Here is a 19,473-nt window from a genome sequence, read left to right as displayed (position 1 = left end):
TCTTGAAAAAGCGTGGGCCAAAAACATCGGCGCCAACGCTCCAATCGAACTCACTTTCCGGTGAACAAAAAAACTAAAAACCCTTGCCGGAGTAACTCAGATGTCTGGGCTTTGAGGCGCTATCCCGTTGGGATAGAGGTCCAAGATCTTCTGAACTTGTGGGTAATGCTCAGAGCCCTCTGCCGCTTTGGTTTTCCCAGCGGAGCTGGGTTCCCCCCCTCCGGGGGCAGCGGGAAAGCGGTAGAGTTCTACCGGAGATCAGAACGATAAACCTCATCGGATCCGTTCCCGATCAACTCCAAACGCTTCGCGCTACTGGGCTAGGCGGCCCATTCATCGGAAGGGCGTTGGGTCCATTCACCGATTGGTGAGGCTCGGCTGCGTCAGCATAGGGCCTGATTGATGGTTCGAGCGCTGGGTGTGGGCCGACGCTACCGAGAAAAGCCAATCGGACGGAACTTCACAAACCACTTATCGACAGTCATTTAAAAAACCTACTCAGGTCTCTCCCCTCGACAACCGATGCATTGAGTTGGGAGACATCTCCACTGGCATGGATCGTGCACCTGATCAAGCGCCGGGATCGAATGCCCGCGACCCGGCAAACAGTCCCGGAATCAACGCAAGAAACGTGTAGACAGCCGATGAAAAAGCCAGTCAATAGAACGAGTTGCAACGCTGGGGACATGGTGCAAACTAGCGGGGCTAAAAACTTTATGAACGGTCGAATTTGGACCAGCATGGTACGCGGGGTGGCGCTGATCGGCGTCGTCCTGGCGCTGGGTTGGGCCTGTCCCATCCAGGCGAAGGACGGCGAGGACGACGATGACCCGCCGAAGCAGGAGGATCACGACGATGATTCGGATGATTCCCCAAAGCTCAAACGGCATGGGACGGTCGTCGGACTCTCGGGCGACTCCAAGTCGGGCAAGGGCAGCGGCAAGAGTCCACGACCCGAAATCCTCCCCTCGGATGTCAAAGTTCTCATTGAGAAGTTTAAGGCGGACCGCGAGAAGTTCCTGAAGGAGCAGCAAGAACTTGAACGCCAGCTCAAGCTGGACTCCAAGGCCAACCGCGACACCCTTCGTAACCAGCTCAAGTCGAGCCTGGACAAATGGAAAGAACAGCAGAAGGAGTTTCGAGATCGGCTGAAGGACCGCATGAAGGAGATCGAGCAGTCCGAGATCGAGGATGTCGTCCGTTCCGGCAAGGGCGGGAAGGGCAGCGGAAAAGGAAGTGGTGGTCGCGACCGTAACGACAAATAAATCGCTGGAGCAAGCCGCGTATGAAGTTCGGAGATTGCCCCATCGTGATCGGGACAGCTTGGATCGTCTGGCTGAATGAAACGCAACACAGTGTCTTGGTGGATGAAGCTCATTCTGGCCGGCCTGTCCCTCACAGGAGCTACGATGCGAGCTGAGACCATCGAACTTCCGCCTGACTTTTCACCCTGGACCTGGGTGGTCGATCTGTGGGCCGACGCGGGCTACCAGGACAATTTACTCCTCTCGAAGGATGCCCGGGAAGCCAGCTCCTTTGCCCAACTGGGTGGACAGGTCGGGTTGATGCGCATCCCGCTCGGTCGCTTCCATTTTCAAACCAGTGTCACCGGACAGGAAAAGCGCTTCATCGATGGCCTCAGCGTGGATCACGAAAGGTCTTTCACCGCGGCCACCGAGATGTCGTTGGATATCGGGCAGACCTGGCGCGCCTTGCTAGAGGTGAACTATCTCTTTCAGGACCAGGTCTACGACGCTTCGGTTAACGAGACGAACCTCACCTCGCTTCCCGTGATGAGTCACACCGTGGAGTCCCGCCCCGGAATTCGGCGAGACTTCAACGGGGGCTGGTGGAGCGAACTGGGAGCGAATCTGCTGCGCCAGAGCTTCCAGCAGGATGACCTCGACGGGTATTGGGAAGCGGGCCCACGGTGGCTGATCGGACGCCGCTATGGACGCAATTCAGAAATCTCGGCCGAGGCGGGGGTCTATCAGCGTTGGTACGACGAGCGGGTCACCTACACCTCGACTGGCACCCCGGTGGAAGGCGATCCGCTGAGTTACCGTGCGACGTCCCTCACCCTGCAATGGAAGCATCAGTGGGACGAGAAACGCCGCTGGCGGACCATCAGCCGAGTGACTCTGGAGCGGAACCAGGACAATGGCTCGGATTACTTCGGTTATGACCGGGTCACCGTGTCCGAGCAACTGCGGTACCGAACCAAGAAATGGGAATGCCGGGCGCAAATCCGCTTCAGCCACTATGTGTATGGATTGCAGGAGGCCGACGACCAGCAATCCAAACGCACCCGCAGCTCACTCCGAGCCACCCTTCATGGGGAATACATTCTGACCCAGAATCTTTCGGTTCACGGAGACTATGAACTTGAGCGCGCGATCTCCAATCGCACTCTCGACGAATACACTTCCAACACGGTCAGCCTAGGGCTGGGTTACGACTTTTAGGATGTCGCAGGGCGTAAACAGTCTTTCCCCCAACCACCGCGGCGAGCGCAAGCCGCGCTTCGAGCGTTCCGGCTGGTTTCTCGTCGCGGTCGTGGGACTGATGTTGATCGGCTTTGGCGCCGCTCTCATTCTGCTCACCCGCCAGCAGGAGAGGGACCTCAAGAAGCAGATCGTCAGCCGCGATGCCGAGATTCTCAACGCAGTCGCGCGACTTCATCTCTCCGAGGTGATGACCGAATCCGGTTTGGAGGAGGCCGACGAAACCGCCTATTTTCAAGCACTGCTCAAAACGTCCCGGCTCAAGGGCGTGGTGGCGGCTCGGCTCTTTGACGAGCGGGGAACTTTCAGCGCCTCCTTCCCCATCAATGTGTCGGAGGGCGAGATGGATCCGGCAGATATCGAGAGCCTGACTCGGCTAAAGCCCCAGTCCCATTTTCAACCCCAGGTCGCGATGGAGGACCTTTTCTTCGATGCGATCGTCAGTCCGGAACAGCGCGACAAACACTTACCCCTGCTCGAAGTAAACATCCCCCTGCCCAAGGCGGCGGATCGAGGCATCGGGGCCATGGCACAATTCCTGATCGAAGGGCACACCATTGCGCGTGAATTTGAATTGCTGCACGCAGGCCTGGTGCGCCGGAACCTCGGGGTGTTCGGAACCGGGGGACTGCTCCTGATTGTGGCCGTTGGATGGGCCTTCGGCCGGCTGCAATCGGTGAACCGAACTCTCTCCGCCAGGACCGACCGTCTGCAACGCGCCAACCAGGAACTCGCGTTGCGCGCCAAAACCGCCGCGCTCGGCAGTGTGGCCGCTCATTTGGTGCACGGGATGAAAAACCCGCTCTTCGGGCTTCAAGCCATCGCCCAGGAGCGATCGCAGGATTCACCGTTCATGCCGGACCCGGACTGGGCGGTGGTGTCCTCGGCCGCCTCCCGATTGCAAGATCTGGTGAACGAGACCGTCACCCTTCTGAGCGAGGACCCGGACGCGGTCCAGTTCGAGCTGCCCCTCGCCGAACTCATCGAGCAGTTGAGGCACAAGGTTCAGCCGATCGCCCGCGAGGCCAGAGTGGAGTTCGCCATCGAGGGTGTCGTCGAAGCGGACCTCGATAACCGCACGGCAAGCCTGGTTCATCTGATCCTGAGCAATCTGATCCACAACGCCATCCAGGCCACACCGCCCGACCACAAGGTTGCGCTACAGGTTTCTCGCGAAGGATCATCACTGACCCTACGCGTCTGTGATCAGGGCACAGGTATACCCGAGCACATCCAGAAGACTCTCTTTACCCCCTGCCGCTCTTCGAAGTCGGGGGGAACCGGGATCGGCCTCGCCATCAGCGCGCAACTGGCTCATCACCTGGGAGCCGTGCTCCAACTCGTCCAAACCGGACCAACGGGATCCATCTTTGCCCTGGAGCTGTCACCGTTCGGTTCCCCGGCACAAACGGAATCCCAGTTAGCCGAGCCCGAATCGGCCCCGACAGCTCGAGCGACAACGGGTCGCCCGGGTCACCCATCAGTCGAGGACCAGAACCCAAGGCGGCGAATCGTTCCGCTCGAGGTGTGGGCCATGATCGGAATCTGCCTGTCGGTAACCACTCAAGCCGATGCCCAATCACCTCGCTGGCGCTGGGCCAGCCCAGCACCCCACGGCAATCATGTTTTCGACTCCGTCAGCGATCTGGGCCTCACCGTGCAGGTCGGCGACCGGGGACAAATCCTAGCCAGTTCCGACTTGGTGGCTTGGGAACCACTCAGCTCAGGGACGACCAATTCGCTGCGCTCGGTGCTCTTTTTCGGCGAACGGCTGCTCGTTTGCGGCGAGCGAGGAGTGTTCCTCTGGGCCGATTCCCTCAACGAAATAAGACCCGCTACGAACGCACAACCCACCGCGGACTGGATTGAAGGAATGGCCAGCTCGGATCGAGAGTTGGTGGCGGTCGGCGACAACGGTGCCGTGTATCTCAGCACGACCGGAACCAACTGGACTCGACAGGCGGCCGGCTTCGACGCCTGGCTCACGAGCGTCACGTATGGACGCACCAAGGGGTTTGTAGCCGTCGGCGAAGATGGGTTTATCGCCAATAGTTCCACGGGAACCAGCTGGGACGTCCAAGACAGCGGAGTGACCAACTCGCTCTACCGGGCGCGATTCTTGAATGGGATTTATTATGCCACGGGCACTCGTGGCATGCTGCTCTGGAGCGATGATGCGCGTGATTGGACCGTGATCCCCACCGGCGTCACCAACACCCTCTTTGACATTGCTTGGAACGGGTCAACGTTCGTCCTCGTAGGCGACGGGGAGGTCCTGGTTGGAAGCGGAGATAGCCAATGGGTCAATGCCTTCGGAAGCGGGCGCACAAGCTATCCGCCGCGCTGGACTTACTACAACGCCCATTGGCAGGGACAGGAATACCTGCTCGGCGGCCGCGTCGGAATGACCGTGCACGGATTCTCCACCAACGCCCTGCTGTCGGAAATGAACCTGGAGTGGGAGACCGATACCGACACCGTGCGCAACTGGCTCTGGGAGGTCGTCCGCCTTCCCAATCGCTACGTGGTGGTCGGAGATCTCGGCACGCTGATGACCAGTGAGGATGGATTCAGCTGGTCCCTGGAGCTTCCGCCCGACACGGCCACCAACGCCGTCTTGCTTGGCGTCGGCGGAGACACCAACACCCTGGTCGCGGTGGGTTCAAAAGGGACGCTAATCTACAGCCACCACACCTTAACGAACGTGGTCTACACCAATCTGGTGGCCGTCGGTCTCGACCTCACGAACGAGGTCGTGACGACCAATCTGGCCAGCACTCTGGGGATCGATTGGGTTGCCTCCACCTCCCAGGTGACCACCAATGACCTTCAGGGGATCGTCCGGTTCGGCCAGGACCTGATCGCCGTTGGCGGCAAGGGAACGGTCGTGCGCAGCTCGGACGAAGGAGTTACCTGGTCGCTGCTGCCTAAAGCGGGGGATGCTTTTCTCTCCGGCCTCACCACCTTCTCCAACCTTCTGGTCGCCACCGGCAGCAAGGGGACCATCCTCACTAGCACCAACGCCACCCAGTGGACGACTCGTGCGAGTGGAACCACCAACTGGATCTATCGCGTTCGAAGGCTGAACGATCGACTGTTCGCCGTCGGCGACCGCGGAACAATTCTGACCAGCGAGGATGGAACCCGCTGGACTCCGGAGCCCAGTGGAACCACACGCTGGCTGAACGACATTACCTGGGCGGAGTCGGTGGCGTCACCCGCCTATTATATCGTGGGAAACCAGGGAATAGTCCTGACCCGCACCAACGGTGGGACTTGGAAACTAGCCGATAGCGTCACTCAGAGATCGCTCTATGGAGTGGCGCAGAATGGTCACGGACAACTGGTCTCGGTCGGCATCGAAGGATCCATCGTACGGAGCCAACTGACTCTACCAACGGTCCCCATCCAGGTTTTGGGGTTCCGTCCGGAAACCAACCGGATGGTGTTTCTGTTCAGCGGCGTCACCGACCAACGATTCACTCTGGATCGTTCCTCAGATATCTCTTCGCCCACCAACTGGTGGCTGGGCCCAACCTTGGAGTTCCTGGACAACTCAGGGACGCTCCTTTACGTCGAAAACCTGGCAACCAACTCGCCACCCGTGCGGTATTTCCGAGCACGCCAAGTGCGCTGACGGTTGTGCGCTGGAGCGCAAATGATTTGGACTGCTGTAGCCCTCTCCAGCTTTTCGCCCCCCCCGGAGGGGGATCCCAGCTCCGCTGGGGGGACCAAAGCGGTAGAGGCCTCTCATCTCTGCCCCTAAATCTCGACGCTAGACGTGAAGTACAATTGGCAACCCTAGAAAGGTAGGGAGAGACTCCGTCGAGCCCATGAATGCCCAATGTATGGAAGAGTGCAATAAGGTCACCGCGGAAAGCGATGATAGGTGATCGAAGTCAAGAACCCTTATCGGCCTGCCCTCTTGTTTAGGTGCGAGCCTGGGGCCATTGTGGGCTCAACGCTAACGTGATTGCACCAGCCGCTGTTCGAACAGCACCTCGCCCTGCTGGGGAGAGACCATGAGCAATTGCAATCCGGTGGTCCCGAAACCCTGGCACGAGAAAAAGTCACCCGGCCGACCCGAAATCACCTCTCCAAACCGAGTGCGGATGGTGGTAGTGAGGTCCCCTTTGATCGAGACCAGCTCGATCTTTGCCGCGGCATCGACGGGCTGCTTTGGACTGAGAACGATCTCACGAACGCTTACCGCCCGCGTGGCGCTGAAGGCTTCCGGGACAGCCTGCACGATATAGTGGCTGCCGGTGTCCTCCTGGTCCGGAACACGAAGCAGATAACTCTGGTAAGTCTTCGACGGAGCCGAGGCGCATCCGGCCAGCGTAACAGCGGCGATGAGTGCCATTCCCAGGGAGGTGAGGTTGTTCATGATAGTGGTGCGTTGAACGTTCGTTACGAAGTCCACTTCGGCCCGCCTTCCAGAAACTTGAGGGGAATTCGGTATTCCATTTTGCCCCCCCTATCGTTCAGCATAGCGCCACATGATCGCCCGAGTGACTCTGGAAATCGCGCTCCGCAAGGAGTTCGATTACCTTGTACCCGAGGAATTGCAGGCGGGAATGGAGATTGGCACCCGGGTGAAGGTTCCGTTTGGAAGCCGCCAAGTGATGGGCGTGGTGACCGCCTTGCCCGAGACCTCCACCCACACCCAACTGCGCTCGGTGCTGAAGGTCGTCGGCAAACAAAGCCAGATCACGCCGCGAATTCTCGAGCTGGCGCGGTGGATTGCCAGCTACTATTGCTGCGCGGTGGAGACGGCGATCAAAAGCGTTCTGCCGGATGCGGTGCGCAAGGAGAAGGAAGGCTGGCAGGAGCGGCTGTTCGTAAAGGCGGTCCCCCTGGTGGGGGAGTTTCCCAAACTAACCCGACGCCAGCTCGATGTCTGGCAGATCATCGAGGAGCGACGCGAGATCGCCCTGCAAGAACTGCTGCGCCTGACCGGCACCACCGCCGAAGTGGTGCGCCGCATCGAGGACCGCGGCTTGATCCAAATCGCGCCCGCCGTGGTCGAACGAGATCCCTACGCCAACGAAACCATCGTTCCCACCACTCCACTCACCTTAAACACTGAGCAAGCCTCCTGCCTCAAAGCCCTGGTTCAGGCGCTCGACCAGACCCCAAGCCAATCGGAACTCAAAGCTCAGGGTCCCAAAAAGCCATCCGTCAACATCGGCGCTCCCTCTACTTTCCTGCTGCATGGTGTTACCGGCAGCGGCAAGACCGAGGTCTACTTGCAGGCCATCGCGGAGGCGATGGACCGCGGTCGCGGCGCGATCGTGCTGGTGCCGGAAATTTCCCTTACCCCGCAGACCGTCGAGCGCTTCAAAGCCCGATTTTCCTCCGGCAAACACCAGACCCTGGTGGCGGTGCTCCACAGCCATCTGTCCACTGGGGAGCGTCACGACGAGTGGCACAAGATCCGGCAAGGCCGCGCTCGGATCGTGATCGGCGCCCGCTCGGCCATCTTTGCTCCCGTCGAGCCCCTCGGGTTGATCATTGTCGATGAGGAGCATGAGCACTCCTACAAGCAGGAGGAGGCGCCGCGATATCACGCCCGCGATGTCGCGGTTGTCCGTGGCCAGATGGAAGGTGCCGTCGTGGTGCTGGGCTCGGCCACTCCCTCGATGGAGAGTTACTACAACGCCAAGCGCGGGAAGTATGCCCTGCTCGAGATGCCCACCCGAATCGATGATCGCAAGCTCCCGCTGGTCCGGATCGTGGACATGCGCAACGAGGCACGCAAAGCGAAGGGTCCACCGATTTTCTCGCAGCCGTTGAAGGAGGGCATCCAGTCTCGCCTCGATCGGAAGGAGCAGGTCATGTTGTTCCTCAACCGACGCGGCTATTCCACCTCGCTCCAATGCCCGAAGTGCGGCTATGTGGCGGGTTGTCCCAACTGCAGCATCTCCCTCACCTTCCATAGGTCGCAGGGCCTGCTCCGCTGCCACATCTGCAGCCACAGCGCCCCGGCTCCCACTCAATGTCCGGAGCCCAGCTGCCGGAACCCAGGAATCCGCTACTCCGGGCTAGGCACCGAGAAGGTGGAAGAGACGCTCCGCAAACTCTTTCCCCATGCCCAGGTGGCCCGCATGGACTCCGACACGCTGCATCGCAAGGAAGACTATCGCCGGATCCTGGGCGACTTCCGCACCGGCAAAATCGATATCTTGGTCGGCACGCAGATGATCGCCAAGGGACTTCACTTTCCCAATGTCACGATGGTTGGAATCATCCATGCCGACCTGAGCTTGCACATGCCCGATTTCCGCGCCGGCGAGCGGACGTTCCAGCTCCTCACCCAGGTGAGCGGTCGGGCTGGCCGAGGAGACGTGGAAGGCGAGGTGTTCGTGCAGGCGTTCACTCCGTTCCACCCCGCGATTCAGTATGCCCGGCGTCACGACTTCCAAGGGTTCTACGATCAGGAGACGGAGTTTCGAGAGCAACTGAAGTATCCCCCTTTCAGCCGCATTGCCCTCCTGACCCTCAAAGGCAGAAACGAGGAAAAGGTGGACTTCACCGCGAGCCATCTCATGCGCGAGATCGAACGGCTGTTCACCGGCTGGAAGGATCTGGTGCTGGCCGGCCCTGCGCCCGCTCCCCTGGCCAAAGCCGAATCGTTCTACCGCTATCAGCTGATGATCCGCTGCCGCCAAATGACCGCCTTGAGCCAGAAACTATCCCACTTCCTGGTCGGACGAGAGTGGCCCGACGACATCACGGTAACCGTGGATGTCGATCCCGTAAACATGGGTTAGGAGGTCCTGAAAAACCCTATTTAACCGCAGGAACCTCCCCCACTTCGCATCACAACCCGCTTCGGCCCCCTCCGAACAGGGACTTGTCAGCCCGCGGATCTGCCGTAGGTTGCCTGATGCTCTCACCACTTAGAAGTCTTGGAAGCGGCTCGGGACTGGCGCTGTGCTTATGTTTGTGGATGGCGCCGCTTGTGGAAGTCCACGCAAATCCCCTCCCCTTCGCCGCCAACGCCGACACCCTCGCTGATCGCATCCATAGGGAAAGTGTGGGCTCGAAGAGGGCGAGCTTCACCGCCATCGCCCCGCCCTCGATCGTGCGGCAAGGCCAGGAATTCACGGTCACCGCCACCGATTTTGAGTTCAACCCCAGCACGCTCAACATCAAAGTGGGCGACAGCGTTGAGTTCAGAAACCTCAACGGCACGCACACGGTGACCGGAAATGGCGCCGAACCGTTTTGTGGCCAGGCCCCCATCTCGGCCAACTCCTGCCGAGTCACGTTCAACGTTCCAGGCGTATTCCCCTACCGATGCCTCTTTCATTCGAGCGGAGGAAGCGCGCCCTCCGGCATGGCGGGCTCGATCACGGTGGAGCCGGCCGACCTCCCCAACCTCCGTCCCATCCGACCCATCGGCTGGAGCGATGCTCTGGTCGCCTCCACCGAACGTGGAACACGCACGACCGCTGCGGTCTTTGGGAGCGATCAAGAAATCTGGATCCATTGGGCCATGTCCAACAGCTCCCCAAGTGTCGACGTTCACGAGCGATTTTCCAGCGAGTTGCTGGTCGATGGAGCATCCGTGGACACTTGGTTTCAAGACGGCCTGACGGCCAACACGTCGGTGTCCGTGGAGGATATTAATATCGGTAAGCTCTCCCCCGGGTTTCATACCCTGAGGCTTATCCTGGATCAAGGAGACAAGGTGGCGGAGGAGAATGAAGCGGACAACGTAGCGGACGCCCACTTAACAATCTCCGTTCAGCCAGAGCGACCCCGGGTCGAAGCATCGTCGTCAGTGGATGGCTCCTTCACCGAGGTGCCCGCAGCCGTGATCGACGAAACGGCTAACACCATCACTCTCCCCCTCCCTCCCACGACTACATTCTGGCGGTTGCGAGCGAGCACGTCCGTACTCATTCTCGAGATGAAAATTCAAGATAGCTCCGTTGTTCTGCGTTATCGCGAGTGATTCCGGAGAGAATGGCTGGTCCACTCCGTCGGACTCCCCTTAAACTCCTCCCGACCGATCCCGGCAGCCTTAACTCTGTCGGCCTCAATCTTGCACTTGTCCTCGACTGCACCGGCCGGCAGACTCTTTCTAGTCTTGGGGCGCTTTTGCGCGGCGGAGCTCCTTCACCCGCTGGTAAGCGGAAGCTGCCCGCAGATTCGAACCATGAAACACATCGTGACTTTATGCCGCCCTATCGGCTGGGTGGCAGCGCTCCTGGTGGGAGTGGCTATCCTATCACCATCGGCGACGCAGGCCGTCGGGGTTCAGCTGGCTCCGGCCACTGCCAATCCCTACTCCGAGCGCAGCGGCGAACTGCTCCTGGCCGAGCTGAACTGTGTGGCGTGCCATACCGCCGACGCAGCGGCGGCTGGCCGGCTCTTTTCCCGCAGCTCCCCGCAACTGCAAGGCATCGGGTCACGGGTTACCCCACAATTCCTCCGCAGCTGGCTGACCTCCCCCCACGCAGAGAAATCCGGCACTCCCATGCCCGACTTGCTGCATGGCCTCAACGGAGAAGCCAAGGCGGAGGCCGTGGACGCCCTGGTTCACTTTTTAGCCTCTCAGACCGGCACCAACACCACTTCGTTGAGCCCCGTCCATCAAAGTCTAATCGACCAAGGACGTGCGCTCTATCACTCCGTAGGTTGCGTGGCCTGTCACGCGCCGCAGGATGCCATCGGGACCGCGACTACGGAAACGGTTGCTGCGCTCCAAGCCAATTCGGTTCCCCTGGGATCTCTGGCCAAGAAGTTTTCGCTTGAGGATCTGTCCTCGTTCTTGCTCGACCCGCTTCGGACGCGCCCCTCCGGCCGAATGCCCTCGCTCAGTCTCAAGCCGGGCGAGGCTCGAGCGATCGCCGCTTACCTGCTCCGGGAACAGGCCACCCACGCCTCAGCCAATCCGGAGGTGACTCTTCCCGGGTTGCACTATGACTATTACGAGGTCTCAGCCAGCCAGGTGGCTGATCTCGACAAAGCCTCCCCTGCCGGCGGCGGGTCGGCCGACGGTTTCAGCACCAGCTATACCAAACGCCCTCAACAATACGGACTGAAGTTCCATGGGATGCTGCAGGTTCCCAAGGACGCCACCTACGTGTTCTTTGTAACGGCGGATGACGGTGCCAAGCTCTGGATCGATGGCCAGGTGGTGGTCGACAACGATGGCATCCACGCGCCGCAGGAAAAATCCGGGAAGGTAGCACTGAAGGCCGGAGCTCACTCCATCGCGCTTTCGTTCTTCAACCAGGGGGCCGGAGCCGAACTGCAGGTGGGCTGGGCTGAGGAGGGCAAACAACGCCGGAGCATCCCCACCAGCGTCCTCTCCCACAGCGGCCGGCCGATGTCGCCGATCCAACCCGAATCCCTGATCCTGGACGCCGCGAAGGCAGCCCGCGGAAAGGAGCTCTTCAGCAGCATGGGCTGCGTCGCATGCCATCCCCTGGGAAACTTGACCGCAGGAACCGCTCAGCGTGCGCCGGATCTGACGCAGCTGAAGGCCGACCAAGCGGACGGCTGCCTGGGGTCACCCCGTCCGGGGCTTCCCCGTTTTGACCTCAGCACCGAGCAAAAGGCCGCGCTTAAATCAGTACTCGCGCAGGTCAACCAGCTGAAGGAGCCGCTCAGCGCCAAGGACCAAATCCGCCATCAGCTCTCGGCCCTGAACTGCTACGCGTGCCACAGCCGCGATGGCATCGGCGGCCCCGATCCGAGCCGGTCCGAATTCTTCAGCACCGTCGATCACGCCGATCTGGGCGATGAGGGACGCATCCCGCCTCACCTCACCGGCGTGGGCGGCAAACTGCAAGCCAACTGGCTGAAAACTGTCCTCCTGAACAAAGGTGCCGCCCGCCCCTACATGGCGACCCGGATGCCTCAGTTCGGAACCAACGCCATCGGGTCCCTGCCCGGCCTCTTCGAGACCGTGGACGACCCAAGCGCGGCTGCAAATCCGACCCAACCGCCAACCCCGCAGCAGATCAAGGCGGGACGTCAGCTGGTGGGAACGGGAGGCGTGTCGTGCATCGCTTGTCATACGTTCGCGAAACAGAAGTCGCTCGGCATCCCCGCGATGGACCTCACCCTCATGACCCAGCGCCTCAAGCGGACCTGGTTCGATCGTTATCTCAAGGATCCGGCTTCGTTGCGTCCGGGGACCCGAATGCCGTCCTTCTGGCCCGACGAAACCGCAGTCAACCAGGATATCCTGGCGGGCAACACCTCCCAACAAATCGAGGCCATCTGGGCCTATCTCTCCGCCGGCAGAAACGCCAAGCTGCCCGAGGGCCTTACCCGCATCGGCCAGGAGTTGGTGAGCACCCAGGAAGCGGTGCTCTACCGTCATTTCATTGAGGGTGCCGGATCCCGAGCCATCGGCGTCGGTTACCCAGAAAAAGCCAACCTGGCGTTCGATGCCAACCAACTCCGCCTGGCACTGATTTGGCACGGCAAGTTTATCGATGCCGCCAAGCACCGTCAGGACCGCGGTGCGGGGTATGAAGGCCCGTTGGGCGACGATGTCATCACCCTGGTCAGTGGCGCGCCGTTTGCAAGTCTCGCCTCCGCCGATGCGCCCTGGCCAACCGAGTCGGGCAAAGCGGCCGGCTACCGGATGGCCGGGTATAGCCTGGATGCCCAACAGCGCCCCACCTTCCGTTACCTATTCGGGAGCATCCAGGTGGAGGACTACCCCATCGCTGTCTCCCGAGAGCCAGAGCCTTCCCTCAAACGGACCATCACCCTGAAATCCGAGAAACCCATTCCCCCTCTCTGGTTCCGGGCGGCAGTCGGAGAACGCATCGAGAAAAGCAATCAAGGGTATCAAGTCGATGGTACCCTGACGCTTCGATTCGAAATTCCCGGCGAGGCCCAGCCGGTGATCCGAAAGAACTCAGGCAAGCAGGAACTGCTCATCCCCATTCAAGTCACCGGCAACGAAGCACGTCTCGTGGAGGAAATCGTATGGTAAGATATTCTGTCGGAATAGCCCTCTTCATCCTGGTTTTCGGAACGTTGGCGCCTCAGCCGGCTCCCGCCGCTGAGGGGGCCAAGACGGTCCAGGAGCTGGAGGAAACCTACTATGGCATACTGACCCTGCCGCTCCCGCCCGGAGTCCAACTGGAGCCCGGAGCACTGCGGCTGATGCCCGATGGCAAGCTGGCGGTGTCGACCCGCATCGGAGACATCTGGATGGCCGAGAACCCTTTGAGCACCACGATGAGCGATGTGAAGTGGACTCGCTACGCCAGCGGCCTGCACGAGGTGCTGGGGCTCGCCTATCGGGACGGATGGCTTTATTGCACTCAGCGCGGTGAGGTGTCGCGCATGAAGGACACCAACAACGATGGCCGGGCCGATGTGTTCGAAACCTTCAACGACGACTGGGGAATCGGCGGAGACTATCACGAATACGCTTTCGGCTCAGATTTCGACCGCGACGGAAACCTATGGGTGGTGCTCTGTCTGACCGGCTCCTTCACAAGCGACCATGCCTTTAGGGGATGGTGCCTGCGCATCACGCCCGACGGCAAATCGATCCCCACCTGCAGCGGCCTTCGCTCCCCCGGGGGAATCGGGATGAACGCAGCCGGCGACATGTTCTACACCGACAACCAAGGTCCGTGGAATGGGGCCTGCGCCCTAAAGCATCTGGCGCCCGGCGACTTTGTGGGCAATCCCGAAGGCAACAAGTGGTACACCTCCGCACCCAACATGGGACCGCGGCCCACGAGCCCCAAAAGCGGCAGTCGGATGATGGTGGAAGCTAAGAAAATTCCCCAACTGCGTCCGCCTGCGATTTATTTTCCCTACCCGAAAATGGGCCAGTCCGCCAGCGGCATCGCCTGCGACACGACTGGAGGAAAGTTCGGAGTTTTTCAGAATCAGCTCTTCGTGGGCGATCAAACCCATAGCACCGTCATGCGGGTGCATCTGGAGAAGATCAAGGACCACTATCAGGGAGCCTGTTTCCCTTTCCGAGCCGGATTTGCCTCCGGATCGCTGAGCCTGCTGATGAACGCGGATGGCTCCTTGTTCGTCGGCGGAACCGATCGTGGGTGGGGAGCTCGAGGGGGCAAACCCTACGCGCTCCAGCGACTGGTCTGGAAGGGCACCACGCCTTTTGAGATTCACGAAATGAGGGCCAAGCCGGATGGGTTTGAATTGACCTTCACCGAACCGGTGGACGCCGCGACGGCCGGCTCGATTGCGTCCTACAAAATCGAGACTTACACCTATATCTACCAGAGCAGCTATGGGAGTCCGGAAGTGGATCGCACGACGCCAACGATCACCGAAGTGAAGGTGGCTCCCGACGGCCGTTCCGCGCGCCTCCTGATCCAGGGACTCCAGGAAGGTCATGTGCATGAGCTTCATCTACCCGGCGTTCGATCCGCTCAAGGCCAGCCGCTTTTGCATCCCTCGGCCTACTACACTCTGAACTACATTCCCGGGACGTGAACCGCACCGCCCTCCAGCCATTCGCCACAGCGTCGCTCGCCGTAGCGGGTTTGCTGGCGACGGCTCCGTCATCGATCGAGGGAGGAGAAGCTCAGCCCTGGAAAGCGGGTGACGGTCACCGCTGGTTGTCCCTCGCACCGGCCGGCACGTCAACGCCGGGCTTCACTCGCCTGGCGCCAACCCAGACCGGGATCTTGTTCACCAATCAATTGGAGGAATGGCAGTCAGCCTTCAACCGGGTACTTCTCAACGGATCCGGGGTAGCCACTGGTGACTTCGACCAGGACGGAAGGCCGGATGTGTTCTTCTGCGGTCTAAACACCCCCAACGCACTCTTCCGAAACCTCGGAGACTGGAAGTTCCAAAACGTCACCCGGGAGGCTGGCGCGAGCCTAGAAGGAAAATTTTTTCGCGGCGCCACCTTCGCGGATGTCAATGGCGATCGCTGGCCAGACCTGCTCATCACCACCGTCAGCAGAGGCGTAATCCTCCTGCTGAATGATGGGCACGGGAAGTTGAGAGATGCGACGGTTGAAAGCGGCATGGGTGGGAACCCGGGAAGCGTCACGCTCGCGCTGGCGGACTTCGACGGCAACGGCACGCTCGATCTCTATGTCGCCAACAATCGCACCGACGACATCCGGGACCGCGGCCAGATCAAACTGAACCTAGTCAACGGCAAGGCCGTCGTTCCCCCGCAATTTCAAAACCGAATACTCGTGGAGGGCGGACAGGTACTCGAGCTCGGGGAACCCGACCAGCTCTACCGGAACGATGGACGAGGGCACTTCACGCCCGTGCCTTGGACCAACGGAGTGTTTCTCGATGAGGCGGGACAGCCGCTCCAACAGCCACCTCGAGACTGGGGCCTCAGCGCCACATTTCGCGACATCAACCAGGACGGCTGGCCGGACCTTTATGTCTGCAATGACTTCTGGACCCCAGACCGGATCTGGATCAACGACGGACATGGGCGCTTTCGTGCCTTGCCGACGCTCGCGATGCGCAACATGAGCGCAAGCTCGATGGGAGTGGACTTCGCGGATGTCGATACCGATGGTCACATCGACTTTTTTGTTGTCGACATGCTCAGCCGAAAACCTTCGTGGAGAAAACGTCAGATGCTCGCCCAGGCACCAGCCCCATCGGTGATCGGACTCGGCGCGGATCGACCGCAACTCATGCGCAACACCTTCTTCCACGCCCGCGGCGACGGAACCTATGAAGAGCTGGCCAACTTCGCGGGGCTCGCCGCCTCGGAGTGGTCGTGGCAGCCGCTCTTCCTCGATATGGATCTCGACGGACGAGCGGACCTGCTGATCGCCTCGGGACACGTCATGGATGTTCAAGATCTGGATGCCAATCAAGCCATTAACGCGCGGCAGCACTCCTGGGATCACATCAAGAACGAGGTGGAACGCCGGCAAGCCTTCGCGAATGAATTGATGGAGCACAACCGGCTCTACCCCCGTCTCAACACGCCCATCCTCAGCTTCCGCAACCAGGGGAATCTGCGGTTTACCGAAACTACCACTGAGTGGGGAACGGGGGACGATGGCGTGCATCATGGTATCGCCACGGCCGATTTCGACGGGGATGGCGACCTGGATCTGGCAGTCAACAATCTAGGATCGGCCGCCGGGATCTACCGCAACAATGCCTCTGGCAACCGCATCGTCGTTAGCCTCCGAGGAGCCGACGCGAACACGTTTGCCATCGGGGCTCGAGTGGAGTGTTTGGCCCCTGGGCTGCCTCGCCAGCTTGCCGAAGTGGTGAGTGGCGGCCGCTACGCCTCGGGATCCGACACCGACCTCACTTTCGCCGCCGGATCGACTGCTGGCGAGGTCGAGCTCCGAATCCAATGGCCGTCAGGCCAGAAGTCCAGCCACCGTCAGCTCACCGTCAATCGGCGCTATGACATTGCCGAACCGGGACCACGGCGCTCTAACCCCGCAACAGCCCTTCGTGCCGCTCCCCCAGCCACTCCCCGAGCTGAAGAACCCTGGTTCCAAGATCGAACAAAGTCCCTCAACCATTCCCACCTCGAATTGCCATTCGATGACTTTGAACTGCAACCGCTGCTCCCTCACCGGTTAAGCCAAGCCGGACCGGCGGTCGCCTGGTTCGATCTGGATGGGGATGGAAGCGAGGAACTGCTCATCGGATCAGGCCGCGGTGGTCGACCGGGCGTGTATCGCGTGGCAGCGAACTCCGGATTCGTGCCGATGGATTCAGCTGAAGGTATCCCGACCCTTCCTGACGACTCCACCACTCTGGTAGGGTGGGTATCCGCAACCGGAGAGCGTTGGGCATGGGTAGCGCTCGCCGGCTATGAGGCTGAATTATCGGTGCCCCTGATGAAGCTCGCCTGGTCGAACAATCATCTGTCCCTCACGCCGGCTCCCCTGCCCAACCTGCCGAAGAGTGTCGGAGCTATGGCGGTCGGAGACCTGGACGGGGATGGCGACCTGGATCTCGTTGTGGCTGGAGGGGTTCGTCGTGGTCATTATCCCGAATCCGATCCCAGTGCCGTCTATCGAAGCGAAGGAGGAACTTTGGTCTGGGATGAGAGGACGAGTGCGTTACTGAAGGACGCTGGACTGGCCAGCTCACTCCTGTGGTCGGACTTGGATCGAGACGGATTTCCGGAACTCATCATGGCGTGCGAGTGGGGACCGATCCGGATCTGGACGAACGATCGCGGTACGCTCCGTACCGCGGCCGGGGAGTATGGGCTGAATGAAAAGGCCTTCACCGGCCGGTGGACGGGCCTCAGTTCGGCGGATATCGATGGAGACGGGAACCTGGATCTGGTCGTGGGCAACTGGGGCCTTAACTCGATCTACCAAGCAAGTATCGAACGGCCGGCAAAACTTTTCTTCGGCGATCTAGCCGAACGTGGCGCGTTCGATCTGCTGGAGACGGAATATGATTCCGACCGCTCGGGCTGGACCCCGCGGCGCGGTTGGAATGAGCTGGCCCCTTCCCTCCCTTTTTTGCGGGAGCAGTTCACAAGTCATGCGGCCTACGCGAACGCCAGCGTCGAGGAGGTGCTTGGCGACCGACGAGCCCAGGCTCAGGTCCGCGAGCTCGGAACCCTGGGGTCCGTTCTATTGCTCAACCGGACGAATCGGTTCGAAGCTCGAAGGCTGCCCGATGCCGCCCAATGGTCTCCGGCCTTCGGAGTGAACCTGGCGGATCTCGACGGCGACGGACATCCCGAGCTGGTCATGGCTCAGAACTTCTTTGCCACCCAATCCGGCATGCCCCGTTTGGATGCGGGGCGAGGGTTGATCCTCCGTCAGGTCACCGGCACGGCCGACTTCACTGCCGTTACCGGAGCCAGCTCTGGCATCGAGGTGTATGGGGAACAACGCGGGTCGGCAGTGGGCGACTACGACGGGGACGGCCGGTTGGATCTAGTCCTGACCCAGAACGGAGCGCCCACCCGAGTCTTCCAGAACCGGCGAGGACCGGCGGGCGTGAGGGTCCGATGGATCGGACCGCCCGGTAACCCGCAGGGCATCGGCACCACGTTCGAAACTCGCGCTCGCGATGGACGAACGATTGTCCGGGAGATCCGAGCGATGGATGGTTACCGATCCAGCGGCTCGACGGTCGCAGTGATCCCTACTACAACAGAAACGCGCGTCCTCACCACCCGCTGGCCGGGCGGGAAAGTGACCACGTCCGCCCTTCCCCCAACCGCGCGCGAGGTAACCGTCAAGTGGGTGAGCCCGTGATCTCATCTGTGAGAATCCCCCATGGATAGTGGGCAATAGGTAGAGAATCTGGACCCCCGCGGGGTCTCAGAGATTAGCGGGGGTGCTGGACCCCCGGGCCTGTTAAAATTAGGAAGCATCGCGCAGCGATGCCACCGGCTGTTCACCTCCCCTCACGAGCCCATAGGGAACCTCATCCATTGGCATGTTGAAAGGGGGCGAGGCACGCCTTTCAGGGTGCTGTGGGATACTGGATTGACCGGGGATCTTCGCTGCGCTGCGATCTCCCGGCTAATCTCTGAGAACCCTCCAGGTTCGCGGCGTTGGAGTCTGGAGCCCGTGTCTGGAGAGGAGATGATCTCACCGACTCTCAACCGGTATTAAGCACACTCCGGGTTCGATTAGCGGTGTTTGAGATTCAGATTATGCTCCGCGTCACGAGGTAGGGAGGGACTTGATCGCGGAGCGGTCCGACGAGAGTTATAGTTCTGCTCTGGTCGAGCTCATGAATGCCGAACGTTTGAACGGGTTGAAGGAACTGCGGCGAAAAGCGCAAAGGGACATTCTACGTTGAGAGGCCCTCTTCGGGGATAACCCTCTCTGTGCAGCTGAGCCTGGAGCCGTTGTGGGCTCGAATGGAATCTCGCCCTACCTTGGTCTGAGAAGCCGAAGGAATAGGTCGCGGTGCGCCGGCCTCAGTGCACTCACCATTGTACCCCCAGGCACGCCACTCCCATGGAGACCAAGCGCATCCCGACACCGAATCGTAATCTTTTTAGACTTTAACA

General features: G+C 60.6%; 9 protein-coding genes. 8 read left to right on the top strand and 1 reads right to left on the bottom strand.

Translation table 11 applies throughout. The annotated features are described in order from the left end of the window. The first annotated feature begins 716 nt into the window (after positions 1-716). The 3 genes from JNN07_29045 (at position 717) to JNN07_29035 (ending at position 6,141) form a co-directional block, all read left to right on the top strand. Complete coding sequence (locus JNN07_29045) at positions 717-1,265, top strand: hypothetical protein (protein MBL9171812.1); 549 nt, start codon at positions 717-719, stop codon at positions 1,263-1,265. Positions 1,266-1,340: 75 nt separating this feature from the next. Then, on the top strand, positions 1,341-2,465 hold the full coding sequence (locus tag JNN07_29040) for a hypothetical protein (GenBank protein ID MBL9171811.1): 1,125 nt from the start codon (positions 1,341-1,343) through the stop codon (positions 2,463-2,465). Position 2,466: 1 nt separating this feature from the next. After that, positions 2,467-6,141: a hypothetical protein gene (locus tag JNN07_29035; GenBank protein ID MBL9171810.1), complete on the top strand. Its 3,675-nt coding sequence runs from the start codon at positions 2,467-2,469 to the stop codon at positions 6,139-6,141. Between the two features lie 327 nt (positions 6,142-6,468). Here JNN07_29035 and JNN07_29030 read toward each other — a convergent pair whose 3' ends face one another. Then, the gene (locus JNN07_29030) at positions 6,469-6,891 is read right to left on the bottom strand and encodes a hypothetical protein (GenBank protein ID MBL9171809.1); all 423 of its coding nucleotides are present in this window, start codon (positions 6,889-6,891) and stop codon (positions 6,469-6,471) included. Positions 6,892-7,003: 112 nt separating this feature from the next. Between JNN07_29030 and priA the strand changes: the two genes are divergently transcribed. From priA to JNN07_29005, 5 genes are all read left to right on the top strand, one after another. After that, on the top strand, positions 7,004-9,277 hold the full coding sequence (gene priA, locus JNN07_29025; protein MBL9171808.1) for a primosomal protein N': 2,274 nt from the start codon (positions 7,004-7,006) through the stop codon (positions 9,275-9,277). Between the two features lie 179 nt (positions 9,278-9,456). Continuing rightward, complete coding sequence (locus JNN07_29020) at positions 9,457-10,467, top strand: hypothetical protein (protein ID MBL9171807.1); 1,011 nt, start codon at positions 9,457-9,459, stop codon at positions 10,465-10,467. 204 nt (positions 10,468-10,671) lie between these two features. Beyond that, positions 10,672-13,473 carry a c-type cytochrome gene (locus JNN07_29015; GenBank protein ID MBL9171806.1) on the top strand — a complete coding sequence of 934 codons (2,802 nt, stop codon included), beginning with the start codon at positions 10,672-10,674 and terminating at the stop codon, positions 13,471-13,473. Continuing rightward, the gene (locus JNN07_29010) at positions 13,467-14,963 is read left to right on the top strand and encodes a hypothetical protein (protein ID MBL9171805.1); all 1,497 of its coding nucleotides are present in this window, start codon (positions 13,467-13,469) and stop codon (positions 14,961-14,963) included. Before JNN07_29015 ends, JNN07_29010 begins: the two co-directional genes overlap by 7 nt. After that, the gene (locus JNN07_29005; protein ID MBL9171804.1) at positions 14,960-18,706 is read left to right on the top strand and encodes a VCBS repeat-containing protein; all 3,747 of its coding nucleotides are present in this window, start codon (positions 14,960-14,962) and stop codon (positions 18,704-18,706) included. Before JNN07_29010 ends, JNN07_29005 begins: the two co-directional genes overlap by 4 nt. Positions 18,707-19,473 lie beyond the last annotated feature (767 nt).

It is taken from the genome of Verrucomicrobiales bacterium (assembly GCA_016793885.1).
GTDB lineage: Bacteria > Verrucomicrobiota > Verrucomicrobiia > Limisphaerales > UBA11320 > UBA11320.
This window is presented reverse-complemented; position numbering and strand designations above follow the sequence as displayed.

Coding starts and splice junctions, on each gene's coding strand:
- JNN07_29045 (MBL9171812.1), top strand. CDS start 717: ATGAACGGTCGAATTTGGACCAGCATGGTACGCGGGGTGGCGCTGATC.
- JNN07_29040 (MBL9171811.1), top strand. CDS start 1,341: ATGAAACGCAACACAGTGTCTTGGTGGATGAAGCTCATTCTGGCCGGC.
- JNN07_29035 (MBL9171810.1), top strand. CDS start 2,467: ATGTCGCAGGGCGTAAACAGTCTTTCCCCCAACCACCGCGGCGAGCGC.
- JNN07_29030 (MBL9171809.1), bottom strand. CDS start 6,891: ATGAACAACCTCACCTCCCTGGGAATGGCACTCATCGCCGCTGTTACG.
- priA (MBL9171808.1), top strand. CDS start 7,004: ATGATCGCCCGAGTGACTCTGGAAATCGCGCTCCGCAAGGAGTTCGAT.
- JNN07_29020 (MBL9171807.1), top strand. CDS start 9,457: ATGGCGCCGCTTGTGGAAGTCCACGCAAATCCCCTCCCCTTCGCCGCC.
- JNN07_29015 (MBL9171806.1), top strand. CDS start 10,672: ATGAAACACATCGTGACTTTATGCCGCCCTATCGGCTGGGTGGCAGCG.
- JNN07_29010 (MBL9171805.1), top strand. CDS start 13,467: ATGGTAAGATATTCTGTCGGAATAGCCCTCTTCATCCTGGTTTTCGGA.